Source organism: Ottowia caeni (genome assembly GCF_050821495.1).
In the GTDB taxonomy this organism is placed as follows: domain Bacteria; phylum Pseudomonadota; class Gammaproteobacteria; order Burkholderiales; family Burkholderiaceae_C; genus Ottowia; species Ottowia caeni.
Map to the genome: position 1 here is coordinate 729,252 of NZ_CP151080.1, position 22,909 is coordinate 752,160.

Sequence of the window (22,909 nt, forward strand, 5' to 3'; positions counted from 1 at the left end):
CGACAGGTTGTGGTGCGCTGATTCAAGCCCCCCGATACTGAAAGCCCCGCGTTCAACCAGGAGATAACATGGCCAACACCATTCATGTTGACGTGGTCAGTGCCGAGGAGTCCATCTTCTCGGGTGAGGCCACGTTCGTCGCCCTGCCGGGCGAAGCAGGCGAGCTGGGTATTTACCCACGCCATACCCCGCTCATCACGCGCATCAAGCCTGGCTCGGTGCGTATCCAGACGCCAGGTGGTGGCGAGGAGTTCGTGTTCGTGGCTGGTGGCATTCTTGAAGTGCAGCCCAATCACGTCACCGTACTGTCCGACACCGCGATTCGTGGCAAGGATCTGGACGATGAAAAGGCCAATGCCGCCAAGCTTGCCGCAGAAGAGGCTTTGAAGAACGCCAAGAGCGAGATCGATATGGCACGCGCCACGTCCGAGCTTGCCGTTTTGGCTGCTCAGATCGCCGCTTTGCGTAAGTATCGCCAGAAGCGCTGATGTGCTTGTACTGACGCTGCTCACCCAGAGATGGGTGAGCGAAAAAACCCGGGCTGACCCGGGTTTTTTTTCGCCTCATCCTATGTCAAACACGATGGCGTTGCACCCATTCCGCAGGCACCGAGATTTCCATTTCTAGCAAGCGCTGGCCAAATGCCTTCCCCAAGGGGTCGATCCGCATGGAAGCCATGCCACCGCCTCCGAGCGCATCTTCCATCACGAAATTGAACGCACTCAGGCCAGGTGCCTCGTAGCGCGTCACTCGTCCTTTAACCGTTCCGGCGAAATGCTCAGCGACGCGTTTTGGCGTCAGGTGGGCCGCCAGATGGTCGCGAAACTCAGGACGTCGACAGAAGACAGCGATGTTCGAAATGTTCCCTTTGTCGCCCGAGCGGGCGTGCGCCAACTTACGCAACGGCACCTTCACGGTAAGGTCTTGCGTTTCTCCGACTTCCTCATCCTGAGAGGCTGGAGCGGGTGGAGCGACGTAGGCGATTCCTGCCGGAACATCGACTTTCATCGGCTCCTCCGAGCCTATCTGAAGCTGCAGGGGGTTGAGGCGCTGTTTGTCGACGAGGAAGGTAAACAGACGCACCACCGGTGAAGGCTTTGGTCGACCACCGATCATGGCCGCCGTGCCAGGGGCGAAGGCCAGCCCGGTGAACCCCACCTCGCGGGCAAAAAGATTCAGTGCCTTGGCATTTTCGTGATCCACGACGAGGCGCAGCACGACTTCGCGTGAGTTCCTCGCACGTGAGTCGGTCAGGTAACTGGCCTCTCCGCCCAATACCTCTGTGTGGACCCTCGTGAAGCCCGGCAGCTTGAGTTCCTCGAAAATCATGGTGCTGCGGTCAATCAGCGCCTGGGCAGTCCGTTCCGCTTTGCGCAAGGCATCGTGGCCGATAATGGCCACCAGCGCGACGGCGCGATAGCCGTCCTGGTAAGTGGCGGAAACCTTGTACTCTGTTGTAGGCCCGCGTCCGGTAGCGCCTTCGACCAGCACCCGATCTGGGCTCTGCTGAGAGAGCGACAGGCGTGAGAAGTCTGCCACGACATCAGGCAATATGTAGGCGCGCGGATCCCCGATTTCGTAAAGCACTTGCTCGGCCACGCACGCGGCTTCAACCAGGCCTCCGGTGCCGGGAGGCTTCGTTAGCACGAAACTTCCGTCTGCCCGGCATTCTGCAATCGGGTATCCGATGTTGTGCCAGTCAGGCACCCGCTCCCAATCCGTAAAGAGCCCGCCGGTGGACTGCGGCCCACATTCCAGAATGTGCCCCACCAGAGATCCGGCGGCAAGGCGGTCATAGTCATCGGGCTTCCAGGCGAACTCATGCATTAGCACGCCTAGAGCCAATGCGCTGTCCACGCAACGGCCTGTAATGACGACGTCGGCACCACGATCCAGGGCCGCGGCGATGGGCAGGGCGCCTAGATAGGCGTTCGCCGTCAACATGTTCGCTGGCAGTGGTTCTCCGGTATTCCATTCGCGGACGTCCTCCGCGCAAAGCTCTTCCAGTTTCGGCATCAGGTCGTCACCGGTCACCACAGCGATCTTGAATTGGAGTCCCAGCTCCTGGCAGGCGGCTTCGAGAGCGCGCTTGCACGCGGCAGGGTTGACACCGCCCGCGTTGGTTACGACCTTGATTCCACGCTCAGACAAGGTGCGCAGGTGAGGTTTTAGAAAACTGATGAAATCCGGAGGGAAACCCGCTTCTGGATCCTTCATGCGAGCTCTGGCCAACAGTGACATCGTCACTTCAGCCAAGTAGTCCATCATCAAGTAGTCGACTTGGGTGCCGAGCAGTTGCCCGATGCCACGGGGGCTGTCCCCCCAGGCACCAGAAGCGCCGCCTATTCGAATGATCCGTTCAGTCATGACTTGTTCCTGCAGCCTTGAACCATTGAGGTGAGCGCCGCTCATTGAATGCAGCCAGTCCTTCGCGCGCATCTGGCGTACTGGCGGCAAGTGCGATCTGAGCCTCTGCGTACGAGAGTGCTTCGTGGAAGCCCATGGCTTCCAGTTCATGAATTGCGACTCGGCCGCGGCGAATGGCAAGGGGCGATCCGGCAGTGATCCGTTCCACCATGGAGGTGACCTTTGCGTCGAGGTCGTTGTTCCCGACCACTGCGTTAACGAGTCCTATTTCTTGAGCGCGTGCAGCGTCAATGAGGTCACTCATGAAGCAGAGTTCGTTCACATGCCTGGGAGCCACCATGCGTCGCAGATACACCAGCACTTGCATCGGGAACACACCCACCTTGGCCTCGGGCAGCCCGAAACGCGCATGGTCGGCTGCGACGGCGAGATCGCACATGGCCAAGAGCCCCATTCCACCTGCGACGCAAGCGCCGTTCACGCGTGCAATGATGGGGATAGGCATCTCGCGGGCGACGCGCGCGAGTCGGCCGAAATCCGTCGTCGGCTCCAATGCGGCATCTCCGAAAACACCGGTCCCACGAGAGAGGTCTGCACCCGCGCAAAAAGCCTTCTCACCCGCGCCAGTCAGCACCACCGCTCTTATTTCGGGTGTGGAGGCAACGGATCGGAAAGCTGCTTCGATTCCTGCGACGACATCTGGATTCAGCGCATTGCGGCGTTCCTCTCGGTCGATGGTGACCCAGAGGGCGCTCCCTCGTTGCTCTGACCGGATGACAGATGTGCTTTTAGTCTGATCCACTTCACCTCCTGTAGCGTCTTCAAGATATCAGGACTTGCCGCCCTGGACCACGGCGGCGCCGCTGGCCAACAGCTGATCGATCTGGGTTTCTTCAAATCCCCCTTCCTTGAGCACGGCACGGGTGTCAGCGCCGAGCCCTGGTGCTGCGCGACGTAACGACGGACCTCCCTCCGACCATTCGCTGGGCCCCTTCATCTGACGTATGCGCCCTAGTTCGGGTTGCTCTGTTTCCTGGAAGAAGCCGATGTCCCCCAGATGCGGATCATGTAGAACGCTTTCCACCGTGTGCATCGGAAAGCATGGAATATCGGCATCCCGAAGAGCGTCTACCCATTCGGCGGTGGTGCGTTCGAGCAGGGCGTCTGCCACCATGCCATAAAGTTCGTCAATCACGCGGGTGCGTGCGCTGATAGTGGCGAATCGGGGATCGGTATCGAAGAGTTCAGGTTTCCCAATTAGGCGAAGGAAGGACTTCCAGTTGGCATCCGTGTACACCGTGCAGCAGATGTGGCCGTCCTTGGTGGCGTAGGGGCGGCGATTTTTAGATAGCAGACGTGGGTAACCCATGGCTCCTCGCGCGGGCACGAAGGTTTCACCGTAAAGGTGATCGCCAAGGACCTGGGAGAGCATCGTCTCGAACATCGGTACATCAATGCGCCTGCCACGCCCTGTCTTGCTGACCGCAAAAAGGGCTGCGGAGACGATGCCAAAGGCGTAGAGGCCTACGAGGCGGTCTGCGATGGCCATTGGCAGATAGCGTGGAATGGAGCCGCTGCCGCGCGCCACGACATCAGACATTCCTGAGGCCGCTTGAATCAAATCATCGAAGGCGGCCTGCGGTGCGTAACGCCCACGTTGAGAAAACCCCACCAATCCGACGTAGAGAAGGCGCGGGTTGACCGCGCGGAGAGTTTCATACCCCAGGCCCAATCGCTCCATGGCGGCCGGGCGTACGTTGTACACCAGCACATCGGCGGTTCGCGCCAGTTGCAGAAGAGCTTGCCTGGCTTCCTCCTTCTTCAGGTCGAGGGCGATGCTGCGCTTGTTTCGGTTCAGCGCGAGAAACAGGGCACCCATGCCCTTCTCGCCTCCGGGGCCGAGCGAGCGTGTGCTGTCTCCGCCGGGAGCCTCGATCTTGATCACATCAGCGCCGAGATCGGCGAGTTGTTGTGTTGCCAGCGGTCCCATGAACACGGTGGTCATGTCCAGCACGCGCACGCCACTCAAGGCGCCTTCAGATCCATTGTTGGTGTCTTGCATGATTTCCTACGCAAAAAACTGCGGCTACGCAGGCGTGGTTAGGCTGAAGGAGGCTGCCTGGGGTCAGGCGGCCTCCTGCAAAGAGACAGCTTCTATTCAGGCTGGATGCCGGCGGCTTTGATCACACGACCCCAGGTATCTGTTTCCGAGCGCTGAAACTCGGCCAGCCCCTGAGGTGTCGTGGTGAACGATTCCAGCGTGGCGTTGTTGTAGACGGACGTGATGGCGTCGCTCTTGACACCTTCGACGAGAGCCTTGTTCAGTCTTGTGATGATATCTTGCGGTGTTCCATGTGAGGCTTGCAAACCGGAGCATGTCGGCGGCTGTCCAACGGTTTGAAGAGACCCTAGGAGCCTGTCGGACTTGGAAATCGCCGGCTGCAAATGGGCCGCAGCGGTCCATTTTTCACAGTCTTCTTGACCCATAGCTGGGCTATGGGCCTGCGAATCCTGCAAAAACTGTCCTCGCTGGGTCCCATTTTCGCTTTCGGCGCTCCAAGTCCGACAGGCTCCTAGAGCAAGCCGCTGGCAGCCGTGATTAACGAATCACCTTGGTAGGGTCTTCGCCGTAGGGTGGCGCATAGATGACCAGCAACTTGATTTTGTCGCTGGTGACTTTGATGGAATGAAAAACCCCTTCGGGGAAGAACATCACGTCGCCGGCCCGCACTTCCTGTTCTCGGCCATCTATGCCAGCCACAGCTGAACCTTCCAGAACATAAACGGCCTGTTCCAACCCAGGATGCGCATGTGGCAGTGCATTGCCGCCCGCAACGATCTCGCCGAGGACCAACTCCATGTGTCGCGCGCCGCACTCGGGCCCGACTAGGCGAATGTTGGTGGTGCCGTGGTGGTTGGCGGGGCTGTAGCCGGGGAGCTCTGAGGGGCGAATCACGCCCCCGCGCGTTTGCTTGGTTTCGATCTGTTCAGTGTTCATTTGATTGTCCTGGTTAGCCCTCGCATGCTAGTGGCTGGACGTCCCGAAGGGAAATAGGAAGAGTGAACAGATTCGATAACGGAAATGAATCGCTGAGTTTTCAGCGTTCAACCTGGATCCGGCAGTTGGACGCGCCCGAGCAGGTCGTCATCGGGTGCGCTGGCAAGACGTGAGGACGCGGCAGGCTCGTGCCTGCAAGAACGAGCAACGCCGCCAGCGTGCCCGAGGGCGGCCTGATCGGGTGCGTAGCGCTCTCAGCCGCAGCCGGCCGCCCAAACAGGTGAGCGTGATCGGAGCATCGAAATTGAGTGTCCACGCGGCTTTCTTGGAGATTGCAAGCGGTCAACTGCCGGATCCAGGTTCAAAGGGGCAGTGGCTGATCAAGCCTGGGGCAAGTCGAGCAGACGCCCTCTGCCGAGGGCCTTCCGGCCGGACAGCAGGGTGAACTCCCTGTCGAGCTGCAGCCTGGGTAGCGCGAGTTCGGGTCGCAGGAATTGAAGCTGCATCATCTGCGGCACCTCTGGCACAGGCTCAGCACCCGGGTGGACCTCCAGTCGCGCGCTGAAAGCTTCGGACCCAAGGACCACCAGGCAAGGAAAGAGACCGGCTCGCACAGGGCGACTTTCCGCGGGAACGGCCGCCGGGAACAGCGTAAGCTCGACTTGCGCCGAGGGCGCGAAGGCGGCATCTGGCGCAAACCCAGGTGGCAGCACCTTCGGCGTCCGAGCCCGCGTCATCAGCCAACCGATGATGTTGCCCACGATCGGCAGCCAAAGTACAAGCAGGAGCGACCCCAGGTCGCGCACCAAGGAGGGTCCGGGTACCAGCCAGCGCACCAAGCCGCCTCCGACAGCCAAGAACAGAAGGACGATAGTGATGATTTGCCTGCGCGACGATATTTTGGACTTCATACCTTCTATTAGGCATCAGGACGCCTGAAACTTATTGCCCGCGTCATCGAACCACGGGGGCATCCGGTAGTTGGTTGCTCCCTGAGGGCGGCGGCGTGTCGTTCGCGTTCCCGGACTCAGACGCAGGGAAGTGCTCCACCAACACGGCTGAGACTTCTTCCAAGGCTTGCGTCAACCCGTCCTCGAAGCGGTTCTCGCTCAGGGCAAGGCTGAGCCTGTCTACCATCGCCTTCCATTCGGCGGTGCCGACATGTCGATTCACGCCGCGGTCGGCGACCAGTTCAATGGCATGCTCTGCGAGCAACAGGTAGATCAGCACGCCATTGCTTTGCGCGGTGTCCCACATGCGCAGCTTGGAGAAAATCATGACCGCTCGCTCGCGCACGATCTGATCGATCGGCACCTTGTCGCGCAGGTGGCGCCACAGGTAGCTGAGCGGTAATGCGCCTTCGACGTAAAAGCGTACCTCGCCTGTGTGGCGACGCTCGCTGGCAGCTACGCGGCTCTGCAGGCGTTCGGCGACCTCTGGGGGTACGACACGGCGCGCGTCGCTCTCGTCAAACCAACGGTGGCGTACAAGGCGAACGAATGGAGATGTCTTCATGTCAGTGACTCAATTCGGCCTACCAGCTTCCGCTGGCTCCGCCGCCGCCAAAATTACCGCCGCCACCAGAGCTGAAGCCGCCACCTCCGCCACCGCCAAACCCGCCCCCTCCGCCGCCTCCCCATCCGCCACTGGAGGGTGGGAAAAACGGGCCGCCAGAGCGCCCGCTTCTACTAGACATGGATGCAGGCAGAGCGCCAGAAAACATGGCGAGAAGCAGCGCGACGATGCCTGCGATGACGGCTATGGCCAGGCTGGCGGTGATGATGAAGGCCAAGCCGCCCAGGCCAGCGCCTGTCACCAACGCGCCCAGCTTGCGTCCGAAGACACTCCGGGCGAACCCGCTGACAATGGGCACGGCGATGAACAGGAAAACCAGGCCATCCATCAGTCCGAAGCTGCTGCCCCGCTGGGTAACCTGCGTCTCCGGCGCTTGAACCGGCGGCAGTGGCTCGCCCTTGATGCGTGCGGCCAGCTGGTCCACGCCCGCGCTCAATCCGCCCGCATAGTCGCCCTGGCGGAAAAACGGGGTGATGGCTTCGTTGATGATGTGGCTGGCGGCGATGTCTGGCACGGCGCCTTCCAGCGTTTTGGCTACCTCAATGCGTACGCGGCGGTCCTGCACCGCCACGAGCAGGATGAGACCGTCTCCCACTTCCTTGCGGCCAATTTTCCAGGCATTGCCGACGCGGTTGGCGTAGGCCGCGATATCTTCCGGGGCCGTGGTAGGCACGACCAGTATGACGACCTGCGAGCCCTTCTCCTGCTCCAGAGCCGTGAGCTTGGCCTCCAGTGCAGCCGTTTGCGCTGCATCCAGGGTGCCGGAAGTGTCGACCACGTGAGAGGTCAGCGCGGGCACCGGTTGCAGCGACTGCGCCTGCAGCCCCAAACTGGCTGAAAGCGCCAGTGTCAGCGCAACCAGCGCTCGCAATAGCAGAGCAAGAGGAGTGTTCAAGAAAAGCACGCGACGTGTCGAAGAGGTCAAGTCAGGCTGAAGGCTCCGATCAGCGTGAGGCCGGAGCGGCTGGAGATTTGCCGAAATCGACCCTCGGTGCACGAGATATTTCTGCCTCGTTGGCGACCGTGAAGTTCTCCTTGGGCTTGTAGCCAAACACCATGCCCGTCAGGTTGGTGGGGAAACTGCGAGCCAGAACGTTGTAGTCCTGTACGGACTTGATGTATCGGTCGCGTGCCACCGCAATGCGGTTCTCCGTGCCTTCCAGCGCCACGCGCAGGTCGGCGAACGCCTTGTTGGCTTTGAGGTCCGGGTAGCGCTCCACGGTCACCATCAGGCGGCTGAGGGCGCTGGAAAGCTCCCCCTGCGCTGCCTGGAACTGCTTGAAGGCTTCGGGGTTGTTCAGGGTTTCTGGCGTTACCTGAATGCTGGTGGCCTTGGCGCGGGCCTGAATGACCTGGTTCAGCGTATCTTGCTCGAACTGGGCCTCCCCCTTGACCGTGCTGACCAGGTTGTCGATCAGATCGGAACGGCGCTGGTACTGGTTGACAACCTCGCTCCATGCAGACTTGGTGGCTTCGTCCAGGCGCTGGTAATCGTTGTAACCGCAGCCGCTGAGCGACAGCAGCAACGTCAGCACGGCGGCTGTCTTGAAGAGCCAGTTTTTCATTGTTGCATCCTCTCTCGCGAAAAATGGGATCAAGCGAGAAACTACCATAGGTGCAAGTTGCCGTCTGTAGGTAAATGGCTTAAGACCGCGCTTTTGCAGGCGGCAGGCAGTTTGGCAGGCCATGCTTGCGGGCTGGTTTGCTAACTCTGTGTGCTGCGTTCGTCACGGTTTCGCGGCACAATGTCTGCTCCTTTTCCAGTCATGCCATGCCCAAGCCACGCTACCGGCCCGCCGAAATGGGGGCTTCTGCCGACGATGTCGAAGCCGCCTTTTATGAAGCGTTGCAGGCCGGCGACCTCGATCAGGTGATGGCTTGCTGGGCCGACGAGGACGACATTGTCTGCGTTCATCCCGGGGGCGCGCGACTGGTCGGGGTGGCCGCTATTCGCGAGGCCTTCGAAGCCATGCTGTCCAATGGAAGCGTGCGCTTGGTTCCTGAGCGAAAGCGCAAGGTCGAATCGCTTTCAGCCAGCATACACAACGTACTGGAGCGCGTTGACGTGATCACCGCCGAAGGTCCCCAGCACGCCTGGGTGGTGGCCACCAACGTTTTCCTGAAGACCGCACAAGGCTGGCGCCTGGTGGCGCACCATGCCAGCCCTGGCCGCGCTGAAGTGGCCGAAGCATCAGTGCCCGCTCAGCTATTACATTGAACCCAACGAGTTACCGCGCTCCGCCCTGGTTGCCGGGCGGACATTTCCAAACCATCTTGCCGGCACTGTACGCGCGACGCGTGCTAGGTGCGCCCGTGAACTACAGGCGTGAACGCTGGGACACGCCCGACGGCGATTTCATCGATGTTGATTTTCTGGACGGCGTAAGCACCGCCCCAGGTGCGCCTTTGCTGGTGCTGTTCCATGGCCTGGAGGGGTCGTCGCGCAGCCACTACGCAGAAGCCTTTGCCGGCTGGGCGCGCACCCAGGGGCTGGCCTTCGCCGTGCCGCATTTTCGAGGATGTTCCGGCGAAATCAACCTTGCGCCGCGCGTTTACCATTCGGGCGATGTGGCGGAAGTGGCCTGGGTGCTGGAGCGCCTGCGCACACGGCAGGACGCCGGCGGAGGCGGCCCCGTGTTGGCGGTCGGTGTTTCGCTGGGTGGCAACGCGCTGCTACGGTGGGCCGGAGAATTCGGCGCGTCTGCAGGTGGCCTTGTTCAGGCCGTGGCAGCCGTATGCTCGCCGCTGGATCTGGCAGCAGGAGGTCACGCGATAGGCCGAGGCATCAACCGTCAGGTTTATACCCGCATGTTCCTGCGCACCATGAAGGCCAAAGCTAGAGCCAAGCTGGCCCAGCACCCAGGCTTGTTTGACCTGAAGCGTCTGCAGTCAGCTCGAGATCTCTACGCGTTTGATGATCTGTTCACGGCACCGCTGCATGGCTTTGCAGGGGTTGAAGACTATTGGCGCCGCGCATCCGCGAAGCCACACTTGGCAGATATCCGGGTGCCGGCTTTGGCCCTGAATGCGAAGAACGACCCGTTTGTGCCGGCCGAGAGCTTGCCGAAAGAGGGTGAAGTGGGAAGATACGTGACCTTGTGGCAGCCCGATCATGGTGGTCACGTAGGCTTTGCTCAAGGCGCTGCGCCGCCGGGCCACGTGCTGTGGCTACCCCGCGCTGTGGGGGGTGGTTGCTTGAGCAGTACACCTGCTGATCCGGCCCATACGGGTGCAACCACCATGGAGCCGGAGCAAATAAAAGTCTTATTTTCTTTCTTGCTGTCTGAGAACGGCCTTGAGCTTTTGCTTGGCGCGAATGTCTGAGTCGATGCGCTTCACGGCCTCCCCTCGGATGCGATGCATCATGGCGGCGTCAGGATCTTGCCAGCTGCCGCCGGCTTGTCGCGCCATCCAGGCGACGGCGCGCGAAAACTCTTCCAGTGAGAGTTTGTCATCACCACCCTTGGCCGGCATGGCGCGCACCCCGACATAGCCGTGTGCGCTCAGTATGTGCTGACCTTCTTCGATCAATGGTTTCCATGCTGTCGTGTCGCCTACTTTTGGCGCGTGCGCGACGCCGGTCTCGTGACAGGCCACACAGACCGATTTGTAAACCTCCTGACCAGCGCGCAGCTGCGCCAGAGCGGGCGAAGCCAGCGCTGCCGAGAGGATGCAGATGAGAGGGATGAGAACAGGATGGCGTTTCATGTTGGCAACAACCTATGAATAGTTGATAGAAAATAATTCGGGAAAGTTGTCAGGCTGTGAGTCCCTTGTGGGGGCACGCAGTCAGTTGATGGATTATGTGCTTTGGCCAGTGCATGCCTGTGCCGAAAAAAGCCGCCCGGAGGCGGCTTGGTCGTACTCAGTTCGCCGGTTCCAGGTGCGGCGGGGCATTCAGTTCCGGGTCGAGCGTTGGGTCGTCCAACGAGTCGCCTTCGCTGATCGGTTTGGAAGGCGCAGCCAGCAGTTCGCGCAGATAGTTGGGTTGGGCCAGCAGCGCATGGTGGGTGGCGCCGTTGTACAACTGCAGGTCACGAATACCCAACGCCGCAATGCGCCGGTCTATCTCCTGTGCCTCCAGTGCGAGCGGATCCACGCTGTCCGACGCCATGGCCATGCCCCACAGCGTGCCATACAGGGGTACATATTGCAGATACGGCCGCACAATCGGGAACGCGGCCTGCAACGAGGCCATGATGCGCGCCAGTGTGGGCCCTCGGTGAATGGGCGACTGGATGTGCAAAGACAACACGCCGCCCGGGGTCAACGCGCGCCGGCAGGCAGCATAGAACTCCGCTGTATACAGTGCCACAGCGGGGCCGAAGGGGTCGGTCAGATCCAGCACGATCTGGTCGAACTGTTCATTGCACTGCATGACAAAGGCATGCCCGTCACCAATGTGCAGCTCGACCCGGCGATCCAGAAACGCACCACGGTGAATGTTAGGCAGCCACGTGCGAGCCATGTCGATCACGTCTGCGTCGAGTTCTGCCAGCACCACGCGATCCATTTCCGGGTGTTTAAGCAGTTCCTCTATCGTGCCGCCGTCACCGCCGCCAATGACAAGGGCAGAACGCACGCGACCATGGCTGACCGCTGGTAGCTGAACGATCGGTTCGTGGTAGAAAAATTCGTCGCGCTCACTGGTCATGAAACACCCGTCGATACGCATGGCGCGGCCGAACAGGGGCGTGTCGACGATCTCGATATGCTGCATGGGCGAATGCCGCTCTGCCAGCAGGTGAGAGGTGCGGAGGTAGAAGCCGAAATCGGGCGACAGGGCTTCCGCAACGAAGCCGCCTTCGCGTGGGGCCAAGCTACTCATGCCCGTTCGACGCGGTGAAGGTGCGGGTCTGCGGGTGCGAACGCCTGCATGACGCGGGCGAACAGTGACTCGGCATTGGCGCGATTGTCGGTGGTGTAGCTGCACACGTACACATCGAGCGTGACATACCCGTCTTCAGGCCACGTGTGGAGAGACAAATGCGACTCGGCCAGGACCACCACACCAGTGACGCCTTCTCCGTCTCCGAAGCTGTGAAACAGGGAGCCGACTGTGGTCAGTCCGGCGCGCTCGACCGCCTTGCGGCAAAATGCTTCAAGGTATGCAGCATCGGTCATCAGGCGCGCATCGCAGACGCAGTGATGGAGGTCGCCGATCAGATGAAGGCCAGGTGCTTTGCGCGCCACAGGGCGCAAGCGGGTAACGCCCGACGCGGGAGCCAGAGGTGGCTGCGAGAAGGACGGTAGGGATTGGCGTTGGTACATGGGCCTGTCTCCAAAAAAAGAAGGCAAAAAACCAAGCGCTGCGCTTTTGCAGTCCTGCGCAAAAGCAATAGAGCACCGGGTAGGACAGTGCGCTTGAATCGCGCGCGAAAAAAGTTTCTATTATACCCAATAAAGTGAATAAGAAAAAAAGCAAGACGTGACAAGGGTTTAATGGTGTCTCGATCTATCATTAACTATGGACGACATCGTGAAACAGGCCATGGTCAAGTGGCCGAATGTGCCGCACTGCTATGGTTGGCTGGGTTTGGATGCGCGGGGCAATTGGTACTTGCGAGACGAGCAAGCGCAGGCCATCGGAGGGTTTGCCAGCGGCTTGCCTGGTGCCAAGGGTTCGCTACTTCAGCACGCAAAGCTGATTGACTTCATTCAGCGTAACTACGAGTCAGACGCTAGTGGAGAATGGTTTTTTCAGAATGGCCCGCAGCGTGTCTACGTCGAGCTCGAGGTCGCGCCCTTGATCTGGCGCGTGCAGGAAGACGGCTCAGTGCGTTCGCACACCGGTCAGGAAGTGCAAGTGTCCCGGGCTATCGTAGACGATCAAGGTCGAGTCTTCCTGATGACTGATCTTGGCCTCGGCCTAGTGCACACGCAGGACATGCTGCACGTCGCCGAAGCCGTTGAACGAGGTGTATGGGCACCCGAGCCCGTGGAGGCAGTGGATCTGCCGGCTAGCTATGGATACGTGCTTAGTCCGGCAGTGGAGAGTCTGCAAAGGACATCGTAGCCAGCTCTCTCAAGGCACTCTCGAGGCACTCTCGAGGCTTGAAGTTGGTCGACTTACTGACCCGCGTCGGGATCTCTCTTTGTTGCCATGGCGGCTTCCATCGCCTGACGAACTTGCTGCTGCATCTGCTGGCTTTGTACCCGCACCGAATCGTTGCTGCCTTCAGTTGCAGATGATGCGCTTTTGCTGCCCGTGATTTGTTGCTTGGCCAGAAGCATCACGATGACGAGTGCGATCACCAAGCCCAAAAGCCCCCAAATTCCTCTCATGCCAAGATCCTTTCACTATTGGGGGCATTATTTCCGAAGTCCTCCTATACTGAAACAGATGACTCGACAGATTGATTTTTCCGATGTCCGAATGCGCGGTTTTTCGCGGCGTGCCGAAGTACCCGATGCACTCGCCTGGATCGACGCTCATACATCCCCGCTGGATGGCGAGGCAGTGGCGGTTGATGATGTTTCCGGCCGCGTGATCATTGCCAATCTGGTGGCACCTATCGCCGTGCCTGAGTTCGACCGTTCGGCCATGGACGGTTATGCACTGCGCGGGGCCGAAACCATGGGCGCGGGGGACTACAACCCTCTGGAGTTCACGCTCGTTGGCCACGCTTGGCCCGGTCGCCCGTTTGATGGCGTGGTGCCGGAGGGCTCCGCCATTCGCATCATGACCGGCGCGCCGGTGCCTGCGGAACTTGACGCCGTGGTGCCAGCCGAGTACGCCACCGAGCAGGATGGGCGGCTCACCATCACTCGGCCCATGGCCCCAGGGCAGCACGTGGGTCGCATTGGCGAGGACATTGCACTGGGCAGCACAGTGCTGGCAGCGGGTCGCCGCCTTCGACCTCAGGATGCAGGAGTCGCGGCCTCGGTTGGCTTCGGCACGTTGCAGGTCATCCGCCAGCCGCGCGTGCGCCTGCTTGTGACAGGCAACGAGATTCAGGCACCAGGGCACCCCAAAGGCCCTTTTGAAATCTACGATGCCAATTCCATGACCTTGCGGGGCTTGGTGCCGCGAGATGGAGGGGTTCTTGAGTCGCATCAGCGGCTGGGAGACGACCCCAAGGCCATCTCGGAGGCTTTGGTCGCTCCGGGGGCTGATGTCATCCTGGTTTCCGGTGGCTCCAGCGTCGGCTCCGAAGACCACGCGCCGCGCTTGGTGGCGGAGTTGGGGGAGCTCGCCATACACGGCATTGCCATGCGTCCATCCAGCCCGGCGGGCATGGGGCGGATAGGCGGCGCGCTGGTCTTTTTGCTTCCCGGCAACCCAGTGTCGTGCCTCTGCGCCTATGATTTTTTTGCCGGTCGAGCCATTCGCAGGCTCGGTGGCAGGCCCGCTGATTGGCCATATCGTCAAACGCGCGCACCCATGTTGCGCAAGATAGTGTCGCAGGTGGGGCGCGTCGACTACGTGCGAGTGAAAGTCACAGAGCAGGGAGTGGAGCCTCTGGCGCTGTCAGGTGCGTCCATGTTGAGCTCCACCACGCGCGCTGATGGCTTTGTGGTCGTTCCCGCCGAAAGCGAAGGCCACGGGCCCGGATCTGAAGTAACTGTCCATCTTTACGATTACACGTGAAACCTCAATCGCAATTTCTTCATGTTGTCACGCGGGACGAGGCAGAGCGCCGCTTTCGTGAGCATCTGAACCTCGCGCCGCTGGGCTCCGAGATCGTCCCTCTTGAGCTTGCGTTGAACCGCGTGCTTGGTGCCGACATCGTCGCGCCGATCGACGTACCAGGATTTGACCGTTCCAACGTAGACGGATTCGCAGTGCAGGCGGCCGACACTTGGGGGGCGATGGAGGAGCAGCCGCGCGAGCTGGTGCTGACGGGTGAGACTCTGGCGCCAGGCATCGTCCCGCAAGGTGCGGTTGCTCGCGGCCAGGCAATGGCCATTGCTACAGGCGGCATGCTGCCTCGAGGTGCCGACGCCGTCGTGATGGTCGAACATACCGATGCAGAAGGCGGCAGCGTGCAGGTTCGGCGCGCCGCCACAGCAGGCGAGAACGTAAGCTATGCCGGCACCGACATCGCACGCGGAGAGACAGTGTTGCGCGCAGGCCAGCCGCTGAGTTCTCGTGAGATTGGGGTGCTGGCGGCGCTAGGCCTGGCGCAGGTGAGTGTGCACCGCAAGCCCCGCGTGGCCATTTTTTCCACGGGTAACGAGATCGTGGCGCCCGGTGCCCCGTTGCCCGTTGGTGCGGTTTACGATTCCAATGCGGCCATCATCAGCGCCGCAGTCGAAGAACTGGGGGGCGAACCCTTGCGCCTTGGCGTCATCCCTGACGATGAGCCCGCGCTTGCCGCTGCTCTGGCTCAAGGAATGTCAGAAGCCGACGCAGTGGTGTTTTCTGGCGGAACGTCGAAAGGTGAGGGAGACTTGTCCTATCGGGTCGTGGCCGCTCTTGGAGATCCTGGCATTGTGGCGCACGGTGTGGCGCTCAAGCCCGGCAAGCCGGTTTGCCTCGCGGTGACCGGGGGCAAACCCGTGGTCATCTTGCCCGGTTTCCCCACGTCGGCGGTGTTCACGTTCCATGAGTTTCTGGCGCCTGTCATTCGCGCATTTGGGGGCCGACCTCCTGAGCAGCAGGCCCTGGTGCCGGCATCATTGCCGATGCGCGTGAACTCCGAGCGTGGCCGCACAGAGTATCTGCTCGTCAATCTGGTGCCCTCCGACAAGGGGCTTGCCGCCTACCCAATGGGTAAGGGCTCTGGCTCCGTAACCACCTTCAGCCATGCAGATGGATTCATCACCATAGGTCAGCATACCGAGATTCTGGATCAGGGAGCACCCGTTCAGGTTCAGCTATTGAGCCGGGGGCTGGACCCCGCCGATCTCATCCTGATCGGCAGCCACTGCGTGGGGCTGGATTGGTTGTCTGGTGAACTGATGCGCCAGGGCATACGTATCAAGGTCATGAGCGTCGGCAGCACCGGTGGTCTCATGGCCGCAAAGCGTGGCGAGTGCGACGTGGCCGGCATCCATTTGATGGACCCCCTCACGGGTGTCTACAACCACCATTTACTGACGCCTGAGCTACTCCTGGTGCCCGGCTACGGCCGTATGCAAGGCATTGTTTACCGACCGGGAGACGCCCGTTTTGAAGGTAAAGACCCTGGTGCCGCCATCGCAGCCGTGCGCGCAGACCCGGACTGCACCATGGTCAACCGAAATGCCGGCAGTGGCACCCGCATCTTGATAGATCGTTTGCTTGGTGCCGAGAAGCCCCCGGGGTACGGGGTGCAGACCAAGTCTCACAACGCGGTGGCGGTTTCCATTGCACAGCATCGCGCCGACTGGGGTTTGACCATTGATACGGTGGCTCGGCAGTACGGCCTAGGCTTCATTCCGGTGCAGGAAGAGCGGTACGATTTTGTCGTGCCCAAGGCACGAATTGATCGGCCCCCTGTGCAAGCCTTCATGACCTTGCTGCAGTCCGATCGCGCGAGAAATTCGCTGCGCGGAATGGGCTTTCGAATCCCTGAATGAGACCGAACCTGGATCGAATGGCACTAGCCTAAGACAAGTTTAGTGTCATCGTAGGGTTTTTGTAGGAGCGGCTTTAGCCGCGATCGGCAGCGTTTCCACAAAGGCATCGCTTGCTTGGGGGTCATCGCGGCTAAAGCCGCTCCTACAAAAATAGCATCGACCACTAAGCAAACGGCATCGGTTTAATAGCACCCTCTCCCTCCGGGAGAGGGTGGGGGTGAGGGCACGACTGCGTATCGTTAATTTCGGACGCATCAATAGGCTGACCGACCTCATCGGCCCCCGCCACTTATGCATTGCTGATCATATGGCGTTGGGAGGGTGATGCTGACAGAATCATTCTGTCTCCAATCAACCATTCCCTGACGCCCATGGCTTTGCGCAAACGCTCTCTCCTGATCGCCGTGGTGGCCGCCACATTCCTCACGTCGTTGGCGCAAGCCCAGGAAAAGTTCATTGTCCTGGCATCCACCACATCGACTGAGCAGTCAGGCCTTTTCAAGCAATTGCTCCCACAGTTCGAGAAGGCCTCAGGCATTTCAGTTCGGGTCGTGGCCGTGGGCACCGGCCAGGCGCTTGACATGGCGCGCCGTGGCGATGCAGATGCGCTGTTCGTTCATGATCAGCCTGCGGAAGAGAAATTCGTCGCCGAAGGCTTCGGGCTGGAGCGTCGTGCGGTCATGTACAACGATTTTGTGTTGATCGGGCCCAAGTCTGACCCCGCCGGTACGCGCGGCAACAATATTTCCTTGGCGCTCAAACGTGTGAAAGACACAGGCGCCGCCTTTGTGTCGCGCGGCGATAAAAGCGGCACGCATGCAGCCGAGCTTCGGCAATGGAAGTTGGCTGGCGTTGACATGGCCGCAGGCAAACCCGCAGGCTACAAGGAGTGTGGTTGCGGCATGGGGTCGGCGCTGAATATCGCCTCTTCTACCAATGCCTACGTGTTGTCTGATCGAGGCACATGGCTCAACTTCAAGAACCGCGGTGATCTGAGCGTTGTGGTGGAAGGCGACAAGCAACTGTTCAATCAGTATGGTGTCATTGTCGTCAACCCGGCCAAGCACGCGCATGTGAAAAAAGATTTTGCTCAAACCTTTGCCGACTGGGTGGTGTCGCCTGCTGGTCAGAATGCCATTGCTTCTTACAAGATTGGCGGAGAACAGTTGTTCTTTCCGAATGCGAGCCAGTGACTTTCATTGATGTTTCTTCATCCTGGATTTTTGTTCGGTCAATTCGAGAACTTCAAGACAGGAGGGTGGTAGGACAATAGAAGGAAAGCAGCGCTTTCACCTTATGTCACCAACCCGTCGTGGAATTCATCTTCGCTACACTTTCGAGAGCGCCTATAAAGGCGACCAGAAAGGTGCGGAGCTTGAAAATCCTCTTTTCGATCTCCTCTCCGCGCTTGAGGCACATGGCTCCATCAGCGCAGCTGCGCGGGCACTGAGTTTTTCATACCGTCACACGTGGGCGTCGCTCAAGCACTGGGAGGGCGTATTAGGCTCCGAGCTTGTTCAGTGGGGGCAGGGGCGAAGTGCTCGCTTGACGCCATTTGCGCAGCGCCTAATGTGGGCCGAGCGGCAGGCTCGCGTACGCATGACGCCTCATGTAGAGGCCCTGCGCGCAGAGTTGTCTCGTGTCTTTGCATTGGCTGACGACTCCGCGCTGCAGGTATTGGAAATTTTTGCCAGCCACGATCTGGGTCTTCCTTTGTTGCAGGCCCTTGCAGAAGAATGTGACGGCCTGCACATCGGCTTGCGCTTTGCTGGAAGCCAGGAAGCGCTGCGAGCGCTCCACGATGGTCGCTGTCGGGTGGCTGGCTTCCACGTAGCGCAAGGGGCATCCGCCGACAGCGTCATGGCTCTCGCTCTGCGTCCGCTTCTGCAACCCGGAAAGCATAAACTCATCGGTAGCCACTGGCGACGCCAGGGCTGGATCTGGCGCGTTGGCGAGACACGGCCCGAAAGCGTCGAAGCCTTGGGCACCGGACGCTGGCGCTTCGTGTCTCGGCAGCCGGCGTCGGGCACTCGTCTGTTGACTGACCATCTCTTGGAGCAGGCTGGTTTGGTAGCTGACCAGGTGCCTGGTTACACCACGCGCATTGAAGACACGCACGTTGCTGTGGCTGCGGCCATCGCGTCCGGGGCTGCAGATGTTGGCGTTGGCATCGAGGCTGCAGCTGCGGGCGCTGGCCTCGCGTTTTTTCCGCTGGTAGAGGAAGACTACTTTCTCTTGTGTCTGAAGGAGGATTTGGACTCCCCACAGATCAAGACACTGCGTGAACGTCTTGCTTCGCCAGCCTGGGCGGACGCTCTGTCTCAACTGCCCGGCTATGGCGTGAACCGGCCGGGCGAAGTGCTTTCGCTTACGCAGGCCCTGCCTTGGTGGAGCTACAAGAGGCCAAAGCAGGCTTGAGTGACGCAGTTTCTCTGCCAACCCCGCATGAAGAGAAGGCACCTCAGCGGTTCTGTGGGCGCATCCACTGCTTACTGCTGCAACTTCCGTAACTCTTCAATCGTATTGGCATTGAAGAAGGCCGCATCATCGTCAAACACCACCTCGGCAGTGCGATGCCGGGCTGTCCATTTGTCAATTTTGCGTTCCCCGGAATGCAAAAACTCCACCAGACTTTCAAGAAGCTCGGTTCTGAGCAGGCAGAAAACGGGTTGTCTGCGGAGTTGGCCGTCCTCGGTGGTCACGACCATGGCGATATCGGCCCCCTGAGTGCTGGCAGCAGTGGCCAGACGTTTCACGAAGTCTTCCGGGAAGTCGGGTGTGTCACAAGGAACAGTAACCAGCCAACCGGTTTCAGCATGTTCCAACCCGGCCAGTAAGCCCGCCAACGGACCGGCAAACCCTTCTATGGGGTCGGGCCAGACAGGCGCCCCCATCGCCTCATAAGCTGCAAGGTTGCGGTTGGCGCTGATCATCACGCTGCCGACCTGCGGCTGCAGGCGCAGCAAGGCATGCAGCGCCAGCGGCATGCCGCGGTGATTTTGCAGCCCTTTGTCTGCACCGCCCATGCGGCTGCCGCGTCCACCCGCCAGAATGAGCCCGGTAATGTCTTCTTTAGCGATATCTGCCATGGTGATTGGGTTACCGTCGTTCATGCTTCCAGTAGATCGAATGCCTGTGTCTCGACCTGGATGAACGCGAGCGTCAGGGCGGCGACAGCGCGCCATAGGTCGGCGCTTGGCTGATCTTCCACGGCTTTGCACAAATGCTCCACCCACGACTGCACGTGCACGCGGAAAAAAGCCTTTGCTGCTCCAGGTTGCTCAATGCTGCATCGTCGCCCGCGATGAGGTAACGCATGACTTCGAAGAGATAGGAAATGTGGTCCTCGGTCTCAAGCAACGCAGGGTCGCGTGTGAGACCTAGCCTGGCCAGGTCGCTGCGCAGTTGAGCCAGTGGCTTTTCATTCACGAAGCCGGCCAGGAAGTAGGAGGCGTAGGGAAACACCTCCGGCTTGCCGACGCCCTGGAACAGAGCCTTGAATTCGTCTGCAGCCGATTCGACGGTGGCGGCGCGCATCTTGGCCACCAGTGCCTGCCAGGGTGCTTCCAGAAAACCGCCTGGTTGAGGGGCTTCGGTGACTGCGACCTGGAACTGGCCGAGCAACGGGGCGTCAGGCGGTGCCAACCAGAGACGGGCCAGCAGGCCGTACATTTCGGCACGTGCGAGTTCTTCGCTGAAGGGAGTGGAGTTCACAGGTCGGTAATGCGTTGTTCGTCAGGGTTGGAATACATCTCGATGACGCGGCAATCAGCGCACATTTTCAGCCGCTCGGCCGCCGCGCCCTGGAAGGCGGCGTGGCCGGAGAGCTTGCTGATCATGGTCTCGATCGCGCGGAGCGTGCCAAAAGGCTTTGCGCAGCGCACGCATTGGAAGGGCTTCGCCTCGTGCAGCACGCGCGGGTAGGCGCGAGCCCTCCCATTCTCGGCGAGCAGCAACCGGGGTTCAAGGCGAATGGCATCTTCAGGGCAAGTCGTCTGGCACAGTCCGCACTGCACGCAATTTTTCTCGATGAACTTGAGTTGCGGCTGATCCGGGTTGTCGGCCAATGCATTCGAAGGGCAGGCGCCCACGCAGGAGAGGCACAGGGTGCACTTGGCGCTGTCTACCTGGAGACTGCCGAACAAAGAACCCGCCGCTGGCAACCCAATCACGTCCGGTGGTGTCTCGTCCTGGGCCAGCAGATGCGCCAAGGCCAGCTCCAGTGTGGTGCGTTTGTCTGCCTGAATCGCGAAGCTTGCGGGTTTGACGACCCCCTGGGCAGCCGGTGCCTGCAAAGCGGCATCAAGGGCCGAAAGATCTGCCCCATCGATCAGGCGGAAATGCTCACCCTCATAGCCCAGCCCGTGCAGTATGGCCTCGGCTTGCGCCATTTGTTCGATCAGCGCGTTGCGGTATTGCGGAGCCTCGGAACTGCCGACCAGCACCCAGACCTGGTTGGCACCCTGGGCAAATGCGCCCAACCAGACGTCCAGGCCCACACTGGCGCTGTGCCACAGCGCCAGTGGCAGCACCCGTGCTGGCACACCCCGCGCTTTTCCGACGCTTGCTGCGCGACCGAGCGCGTTGATGCGCGTGCTGCCTTCTTCCTGGCTATGCAGAAGCAGCACGGGGTCGCGGCCGCCTGCTGCCGCGTAGGTGCGTAGCAGCGTGCGAACCCGCTTGCCCAGATCTGCGGGGCTGGGGTAGCCGTAGCTGAGGGCGCCGGTCGGGCAGACCGTACCGCAGGCCCCGCAGCCTACGCACAGATGTGGCTCAACGAAGATGCCCGCCTTGGGGTGGGCGGTGGTGCCGCGTTGGTGACCCGCGGACTTGCCCTTGAGCAACGCATCCGAGCGAATGGCCTCGGCTGAGCAGACGTCGATACACGCCGTGCATCCGACTTGCTGGTTGCGGCTGTGTGCGCACAGCCGCTGCTCGTAGCGGAAGAACTTGGGCTTCTCGAATTCGCCCACCATGTCGCGCAAAGCGAACACCGCCTGCGTGATCTGCGCATCGCTGGGGGCGTGGAAATAACCTTGCGGCGGCTGGTGCATGGTCAACACTGCGGTGTCTCCCAGATCCAGGACAAGGTCGAAGCGCCCACCGTCGCTGCGCGGATCGCGGGTGAAGTCGATCGCCCCAGCGGCATCGCAGGCCGTGACGCAATCCCGATGCGATTTGCAACGCGTCAGATCGACCTGATAGCTGAAGTCGATGGCCCCTTCAGGACATGCCGAAATGCAGGCGTTGCAGCGGGTGCACAAATCCAGATCAATGGGGTTGCTCGTTTCCCACTGGGCTTCAAAGGCACCCAGCCAACCGGTGAGCTTCGTGAGGCTGCCGCGAGCCACAACGCGTTCGTGCGACTGAGGCATCTCTCCGTTGTTGACCAGCAGGGTCAGCTCCAGCCGATCGTCCAGCAATGCAGCTGCGGCCTCAGCACGCGCAGCCGGACCGATGAGCAGGCAGCGTCCGCCCGAGCGGTAACTCACGGTCGACACAGGCTCAGGTGCTGGAAGCTGGGCAGCGGCAATCAGGGCCGCCAGTTTGGGCGTGGTCGCAGCGCCCTCGCTTGACCAGCCCCCCGTTTCGCGAAGATTGACGAAGCGGATGGGGCGTTCTGTCAGAGAGGGGGCTCCCTCTGTTTGATCAGCCAGCTCAAGGAAGAGTCGGCTCTCCTGTGTGCAGGCCACCAGGAGTTCCTCGCCCGACTTGGCCGCGCGTTGAAAGGCCGGCGCGCCTCGTCGGCACAGTACGGTGTGGGCATCGCCCACACCCTCAGCACTTGCTCCCGGGGTCTTTTCAAGTGCCCGGCTCAAGGCCGGACGATCCAGGGGTATCGATCGATTGCAATCGCAGATCAGGGTTTTCATCGTGGGGTTTCATGTCGGCCGCTGTAGGTGCAGCTTCAGGTGCAGCCGCGTGGGGGGCGTCTGCCGATGCTTTATTGGCGGCGTGCTCTATGGCCTCAGGGGGCGCTTGCGCAGGTTCTTGTGCGGATTCCTGGCGGGACTGTTCGGGAGGTTTTTGCTCCACCAAGCCGAGGAAAGCGGACTGCGCCATCTGCCGGATCATCGACAGCGGCAAGGGGGTGGTCTGGTTGAAGTCTTCTATGTACGTATCCAATCCGTCCATCACGTTGAAGTGAGGATCCGTGAACAGCTTCTTCAACGCGGCATTGCGTACCTCGCCACTCACATCGGATTTGACGAAGCGCGTGAAGTCGGAGTCGTGGGTCAGTTCGGTAACGTCAGCCAACGTTGGCGGCGGAGGTTGTGGTGCCGGGGTCTTGTCGGGTTCGTCATCGGAGCGAGGTGGCTCTTGTGTGCGCGGTGAAGCTGTCGTGGTGGGTGTCTGAGCATCGGCCAGGGGCGTTGGCTCGGGCGTCTCTGGCAGCCCCTCTGCCTGGCGAGCTTGCACCTTGCGCCGCGACCAGCGCGACAGGAAGCTGTTTTCGTCGGCCAT

General features: G+C 60.8%; 25 protein-coding genes and 1 pseudogene. 8 read left to right on the forward strand and 18 right to left on the reverse strand.

The features are described 5' to 3' along the window. The first annotated feature begins 68 nt into the window (after window positions 1–68). Window positions 69–488, forward strand: a complete 420-nt coding sequence (locus AAAK34_RS03540) for a F0F1 ATP synthase subunit epsilon (protein WP_231695447.1) — start codon at window positions 69–71, stop codon at window positions 486–488. An 85-nt stretch (window positions 489–573) separates the two neighbouring features. Here AAAK34_RS03540 and AAAK34_RS03545 read toward each other — a convergent pair whose 3' ends face one another. The 10 genes from AAAK34_RS03545 to AAAK34_RS03590 all read right to left on the reverse strand — a co-directional run bounded on the left by AAAK34_RS03545 (window position 574) and on the right by AAAK34_RS03590 (window position 8,505). Then, window positions 574–2,367 carry an acyclic terpene utilization AtuA family protein gene (locus tag AAAK34_RS03545; RefSeq protein ID WP_231695446.1) on the reverse strand — a complete coding sequence of 598 codons (1,794 nt, stop codon included), beginning with the start codon at window positions 2,365–2,367 and terminating at the stop codon, window positions 574–576. Beyond that, window positions 2,360–3,169, reverse strand: coding sequence for an enoyl-CoA hydratase-related protein (locus tag AAAK34_RS03550; protein ID WP_231695445.1), 810 nt, complete (start codon window positions 3,167–3,169; stop codon window positions 2,360–2,362). Before AAAK34_RS03550 ends, AAAK34_RS03545 begins: the two co-directional genes overlap by 8 nt. A gap of 27 nt (window positions 3,170–3,196) precedes the next feature. Next, complete coding sequence (locus AAAK34_RS03555) at window positions 3,197–4,429, reverse strand: CoA transferase (RefSeq protein WP_231695444.1); 1,233 nt, start codon at window positions 4,427–4,429, stop codon at window positions 3,197–3,199. A 92-nt stretch (window positions 4,430–4,521) separates the two neighbouring features. Continuing rightward, the gene (locus AAAK34_RS03560) at window positions 4,522–4,854 is read right to left on the reverse strand and encodes a tripartite tricarboxylate transporter substrate-binding protein (RefSeq protein ID WP_231695443.1); all 333 of its coding nucleotides are present in this window, start codon (window positions 4,852–4,854) and stop codon (window positions 4,522–4,524) included. Window positions 4,855–4,966: 112 nt separating this feature from the next. Further along, a complete protein-coding gene (locus tag AAAK34_RS03565) occupies window positions 4,967–5,365 on the reverse strand; it encodes a cupin domain-containing protein (RefSeq protein WP_231695442.1) in 399 nt (132 codons plus the stop codon). A gap of 100 nt (window positions 5,366–5,465) precedes the next feature. Beyond that, window positions 5,466–5,681 carry a hypothetical protein gene (locus AAAK34_RS03570; protein ID WP_431777754.1) on the reverse strand — a complete coding sequence of 72 codons (216 nt, stop codon included), beginning with the start codon at window positions 5,679–5,681 and terminating at the stop codon, window positions 5,466–5,468. Window positions 5,682–5,745: 64 nt separating this feature from the next. Further along, on the reverse strand, window positions 5,746–6,276 hold the full coding sequence (locus AAAK34_RS03575) for a hypothetical protein (protein WP_231695441.1): 531 nt from the start codon (window positions 6,274–6,276) through the stop codon (window positions 5,746–5,748). A gap of 43 nt (window positions 6,277–6,319) precedes the next feature. After that, a complete protein-coding gene (locus AAAK34_RS03580; RefSeq protein ID WP_231695440.1) occupies window positions 6,320–6,880 on the reverse strand; it encodes a TPM domain-containing protein in 561 nt (186 codons plus the stop codon). Window positions 6,881–6,899: 19 nt separating this feature from the next. Then, window positions 6,900–7,835, reverse strand: a complete 936-nt coding sequence (locus tag AAAK34_RS03585) for a TPM domain-containing protein (protein WP_231695439.1) — start codon at window positions 7,833–7,835, stop codon at window positions 6,900–6,902. Between the two features lie 49 nt (window positions 7,836–7,884). Next, window positions 7,885–8,505 carry a LemA family protein gene (locus AAAK34_RS03590; protein WP_231695438.1) on the reverse strand — a complete coding sequence of 207 codons (621 nt, stop codon included), beginning with the start codon at window positions 8,503–8,505 and terminating at the stop codon, window positions 7,885–7,887. 206 nt (window positions 8,506–8,711) lie between these two features. Here AAAK34_RS03590 and AAAK34_RS03595 point away from each other — a divergent pair, with 206 nt between their 5' ends. After that, entirely contained in the window at window positions 8,712–9,158 is a 447-nt protein-coding gene (locus AAAK34_RS03595; RefSeq protein ID WP_231695437.1) for a nuclear transport factor 2 family protein, read from the forward strand. Then, entirely contained in the window at window positions 9,155–10,264 is a 1,110-nt protein-coding gene (locus AAAK34_RS03600) for a YheT family hydrolase (RefSeq protein ID WP_431777755.1), read from the forward strand. Before AAAK34_RS03595 ends, AAAK34_RS03600 begins: the two co-directional genes overlap by 4 nt. On the opposite strand, the gene AAAK34_RS03605 is transcribed toward AAAK34_RS03600, so the two are convergent. The 3 genes from AAAK34_RS03605 to speD all read right to left on the reverse strand — a co-directional run bounded on the left by AAAK34_RS03605 (window position 10,205) and on the right by speD (window position 12,211). After that, on the reverse strand, window positions 10,205–10,648 hold the full coding sequence (locus tag AAAK34_RS03605) for a c-type cytochrome (protein WP_231695435.1): 444 nt from the start codon (window positions 10,646–10,648) through the stop codon (window positions 10,205–10,207). The genes AAAK34_RS03600 and AAAK34_RS03605 overlap by 60 nt on opposite strands. Window positions 10,649–10,805: 157 nt before the next feature. Then, complete coding sequence (gene speE / locus AAAK34_RS03610) at window positions 10,806–11,768, reverse strand: polyamine aminopropyltransferase (protein WP_231695434.1); 963 nt, start codon at window positions 11,766–11,768, stop codon at window positions 10,806–10,808. Beyond that, window positions 11,765–12,211, reverse strand: coding sequence for an adenosylmethionine decarboxylase (speD, locus tag AAAK34_RS03615; RefSeq protein ID WP_231695433.1), 447 nt, complete (start codon window positions 12,209–12,211; stop codon window positions 11,765–11,767). The genes speE and speD overlap by 4 nt, the downstream gene beginning before the upstream one ends. A gap of 196 nt (window positions 12,212–12,407) precedes the next feature. Here speD and AAAK34_RS03620 point away from each other — a divergent pair, with 196 nt between their 5' ends. Beyond that, window positions 12,408–12,956, forward strand: coding sequence for a DUF2946 family protein (locus AAAK34_RS03620; protein ID WP_231695432.1), 549 nt, complete (start codon window positions 12,408–12,410; stop codon window positions 12,954–12,956). 53 nt (window positions 12,957–13,009) lie between these two features. On the opposite strand, the gene AAAK34_RS03625 is transcribed toward AAAK34_RS03620, so the two are convergent. After that, a complete protein-coding gene (locus AAAK34_RS03625) occupies window positions 13,010–13,198 on the reverse strand; it encodes a hypothetical protein (RefSeq protein WP_431777756.1) in 189 nt (62 codons plus the stop codon). Window positions 13,199–13,283: 85 nt separating this feature from the next. Here AAAK34_RS03625 and AAAK34_RS03630 point away from each other — a divergent pair, with 85 nt between their 5' ends. The 4 genes from AAAK34_RS03630 (at window position 13,284) to AAAK34_RS03645 (ending at window position 18,862) form a co-directional block, all read left to right on the forward strand. Next, window positions 13,284–14,531, forward strand: coding sequence for a molybdopterin molybdotransferase MoeA (locus AAAK34_RS03630; RefSeq protein ID WP_231695430.1), 1,248 nt, complete (start codon window positions 13,284–13,286; stop codon window positions 14,529–14,531). Continuing rightward, window positions 14,528–16,444, forward strand: a complete 1,917-nt coding sequence (locus tag AAAK34_RS03635; RefSeq protein WP_231695429.1) for a molybdopterin biosynthesis protein — start codon at window positions 14,528–14,530, stop codon at window positions 16,442–16,444. Before AAAK34_RS03630 ends, AAAK34_RS03635 begins: the two co-directional genes overlap by 4 nt. 371 nt (window positions 16,445–16,815) lie before the next feature. Then, window positions 16,816–17,637 carry a substrate-binding domain-containing protein gene (locus AAAK34_RS03640; protein ID WP_231695428.1) on the forward strand — a complete coding sequence of 274 codons (822 nt, stop codon included), beginning with the start codon at window positions 16,816–16,818 and terminating at the stop codon, window positions 17,635–17,637. 103 nt (window positions 17,638–17,740) lie between these two features. Beyond that, on the forward strand, window positions 17,741–18,862 hold the full coding sequence (locus tag AAAK34_RS03645) for a substrate-binding domain-containing protein (RefSeq protein WP_431777757.1): 1,122 nt from the start codon (window positions 17,741–17,743) through the stop codon (window positions 18,860–18,862). 71 nt (window positions 18,863–18,933) lie between these two features. Here the strand turns inward: AAAK34_RS03645 and mobA are convergent, their stop codons facing one another. The 4 genes and pseudogenes from mobA to AAAK34_RS03665 all read right to left on the reverse strand — a co-directional run bounded on the left by mobA (window position 18,934) and on the right by AAAK34_RS03665 (window position 22,909). Continuing rightward, complete coding sequence (mobA, locus tag AAAK34_RS03650) at window positions 18,934–19,557, reverse strand: molybdenum cofactor guanylyltransferase MobA (protein WP_231695427.1); 624 nt, start codon at window positions 19,555–19,557, stop codon at window positions 18,934–18,936. Beyond that, window positions 19,554–20,116: pseudogene (locus AAAK34_RS03655) on the reverse strand (TorD/DmsD family molecular chaperone). Before AAAK34_RS03655 ends, mobA begins: the two are co-directional and overlap by 4 nt. Window positions 20,117–20,154: 38 nt before the next feature. Continuing rightward, complete coding sequence (locus tag AAAK34_RS03660; RefSeq protein WP_231695426.1) at window positions 20,155–22,317, reverse strand: 4Fe-4S binding protein; 2,163 nt, start codon at window positions 22,315–22,317, stop codon at window positions 20,155–20,157. Beyond that, a complete protein-coding gene (locus AAAK34_RS03665) occupies window positions 22,247–22,909 on the reverse strand; it encodes a DUF3306 domain-containing protein (protein WP_231695425.1) in 663 nt (220 codons plus the stop codon). Before AAAK34_RS03665 ends, AAAK34_RS03660 begins: the two co-directional genes overlap by 71 nt.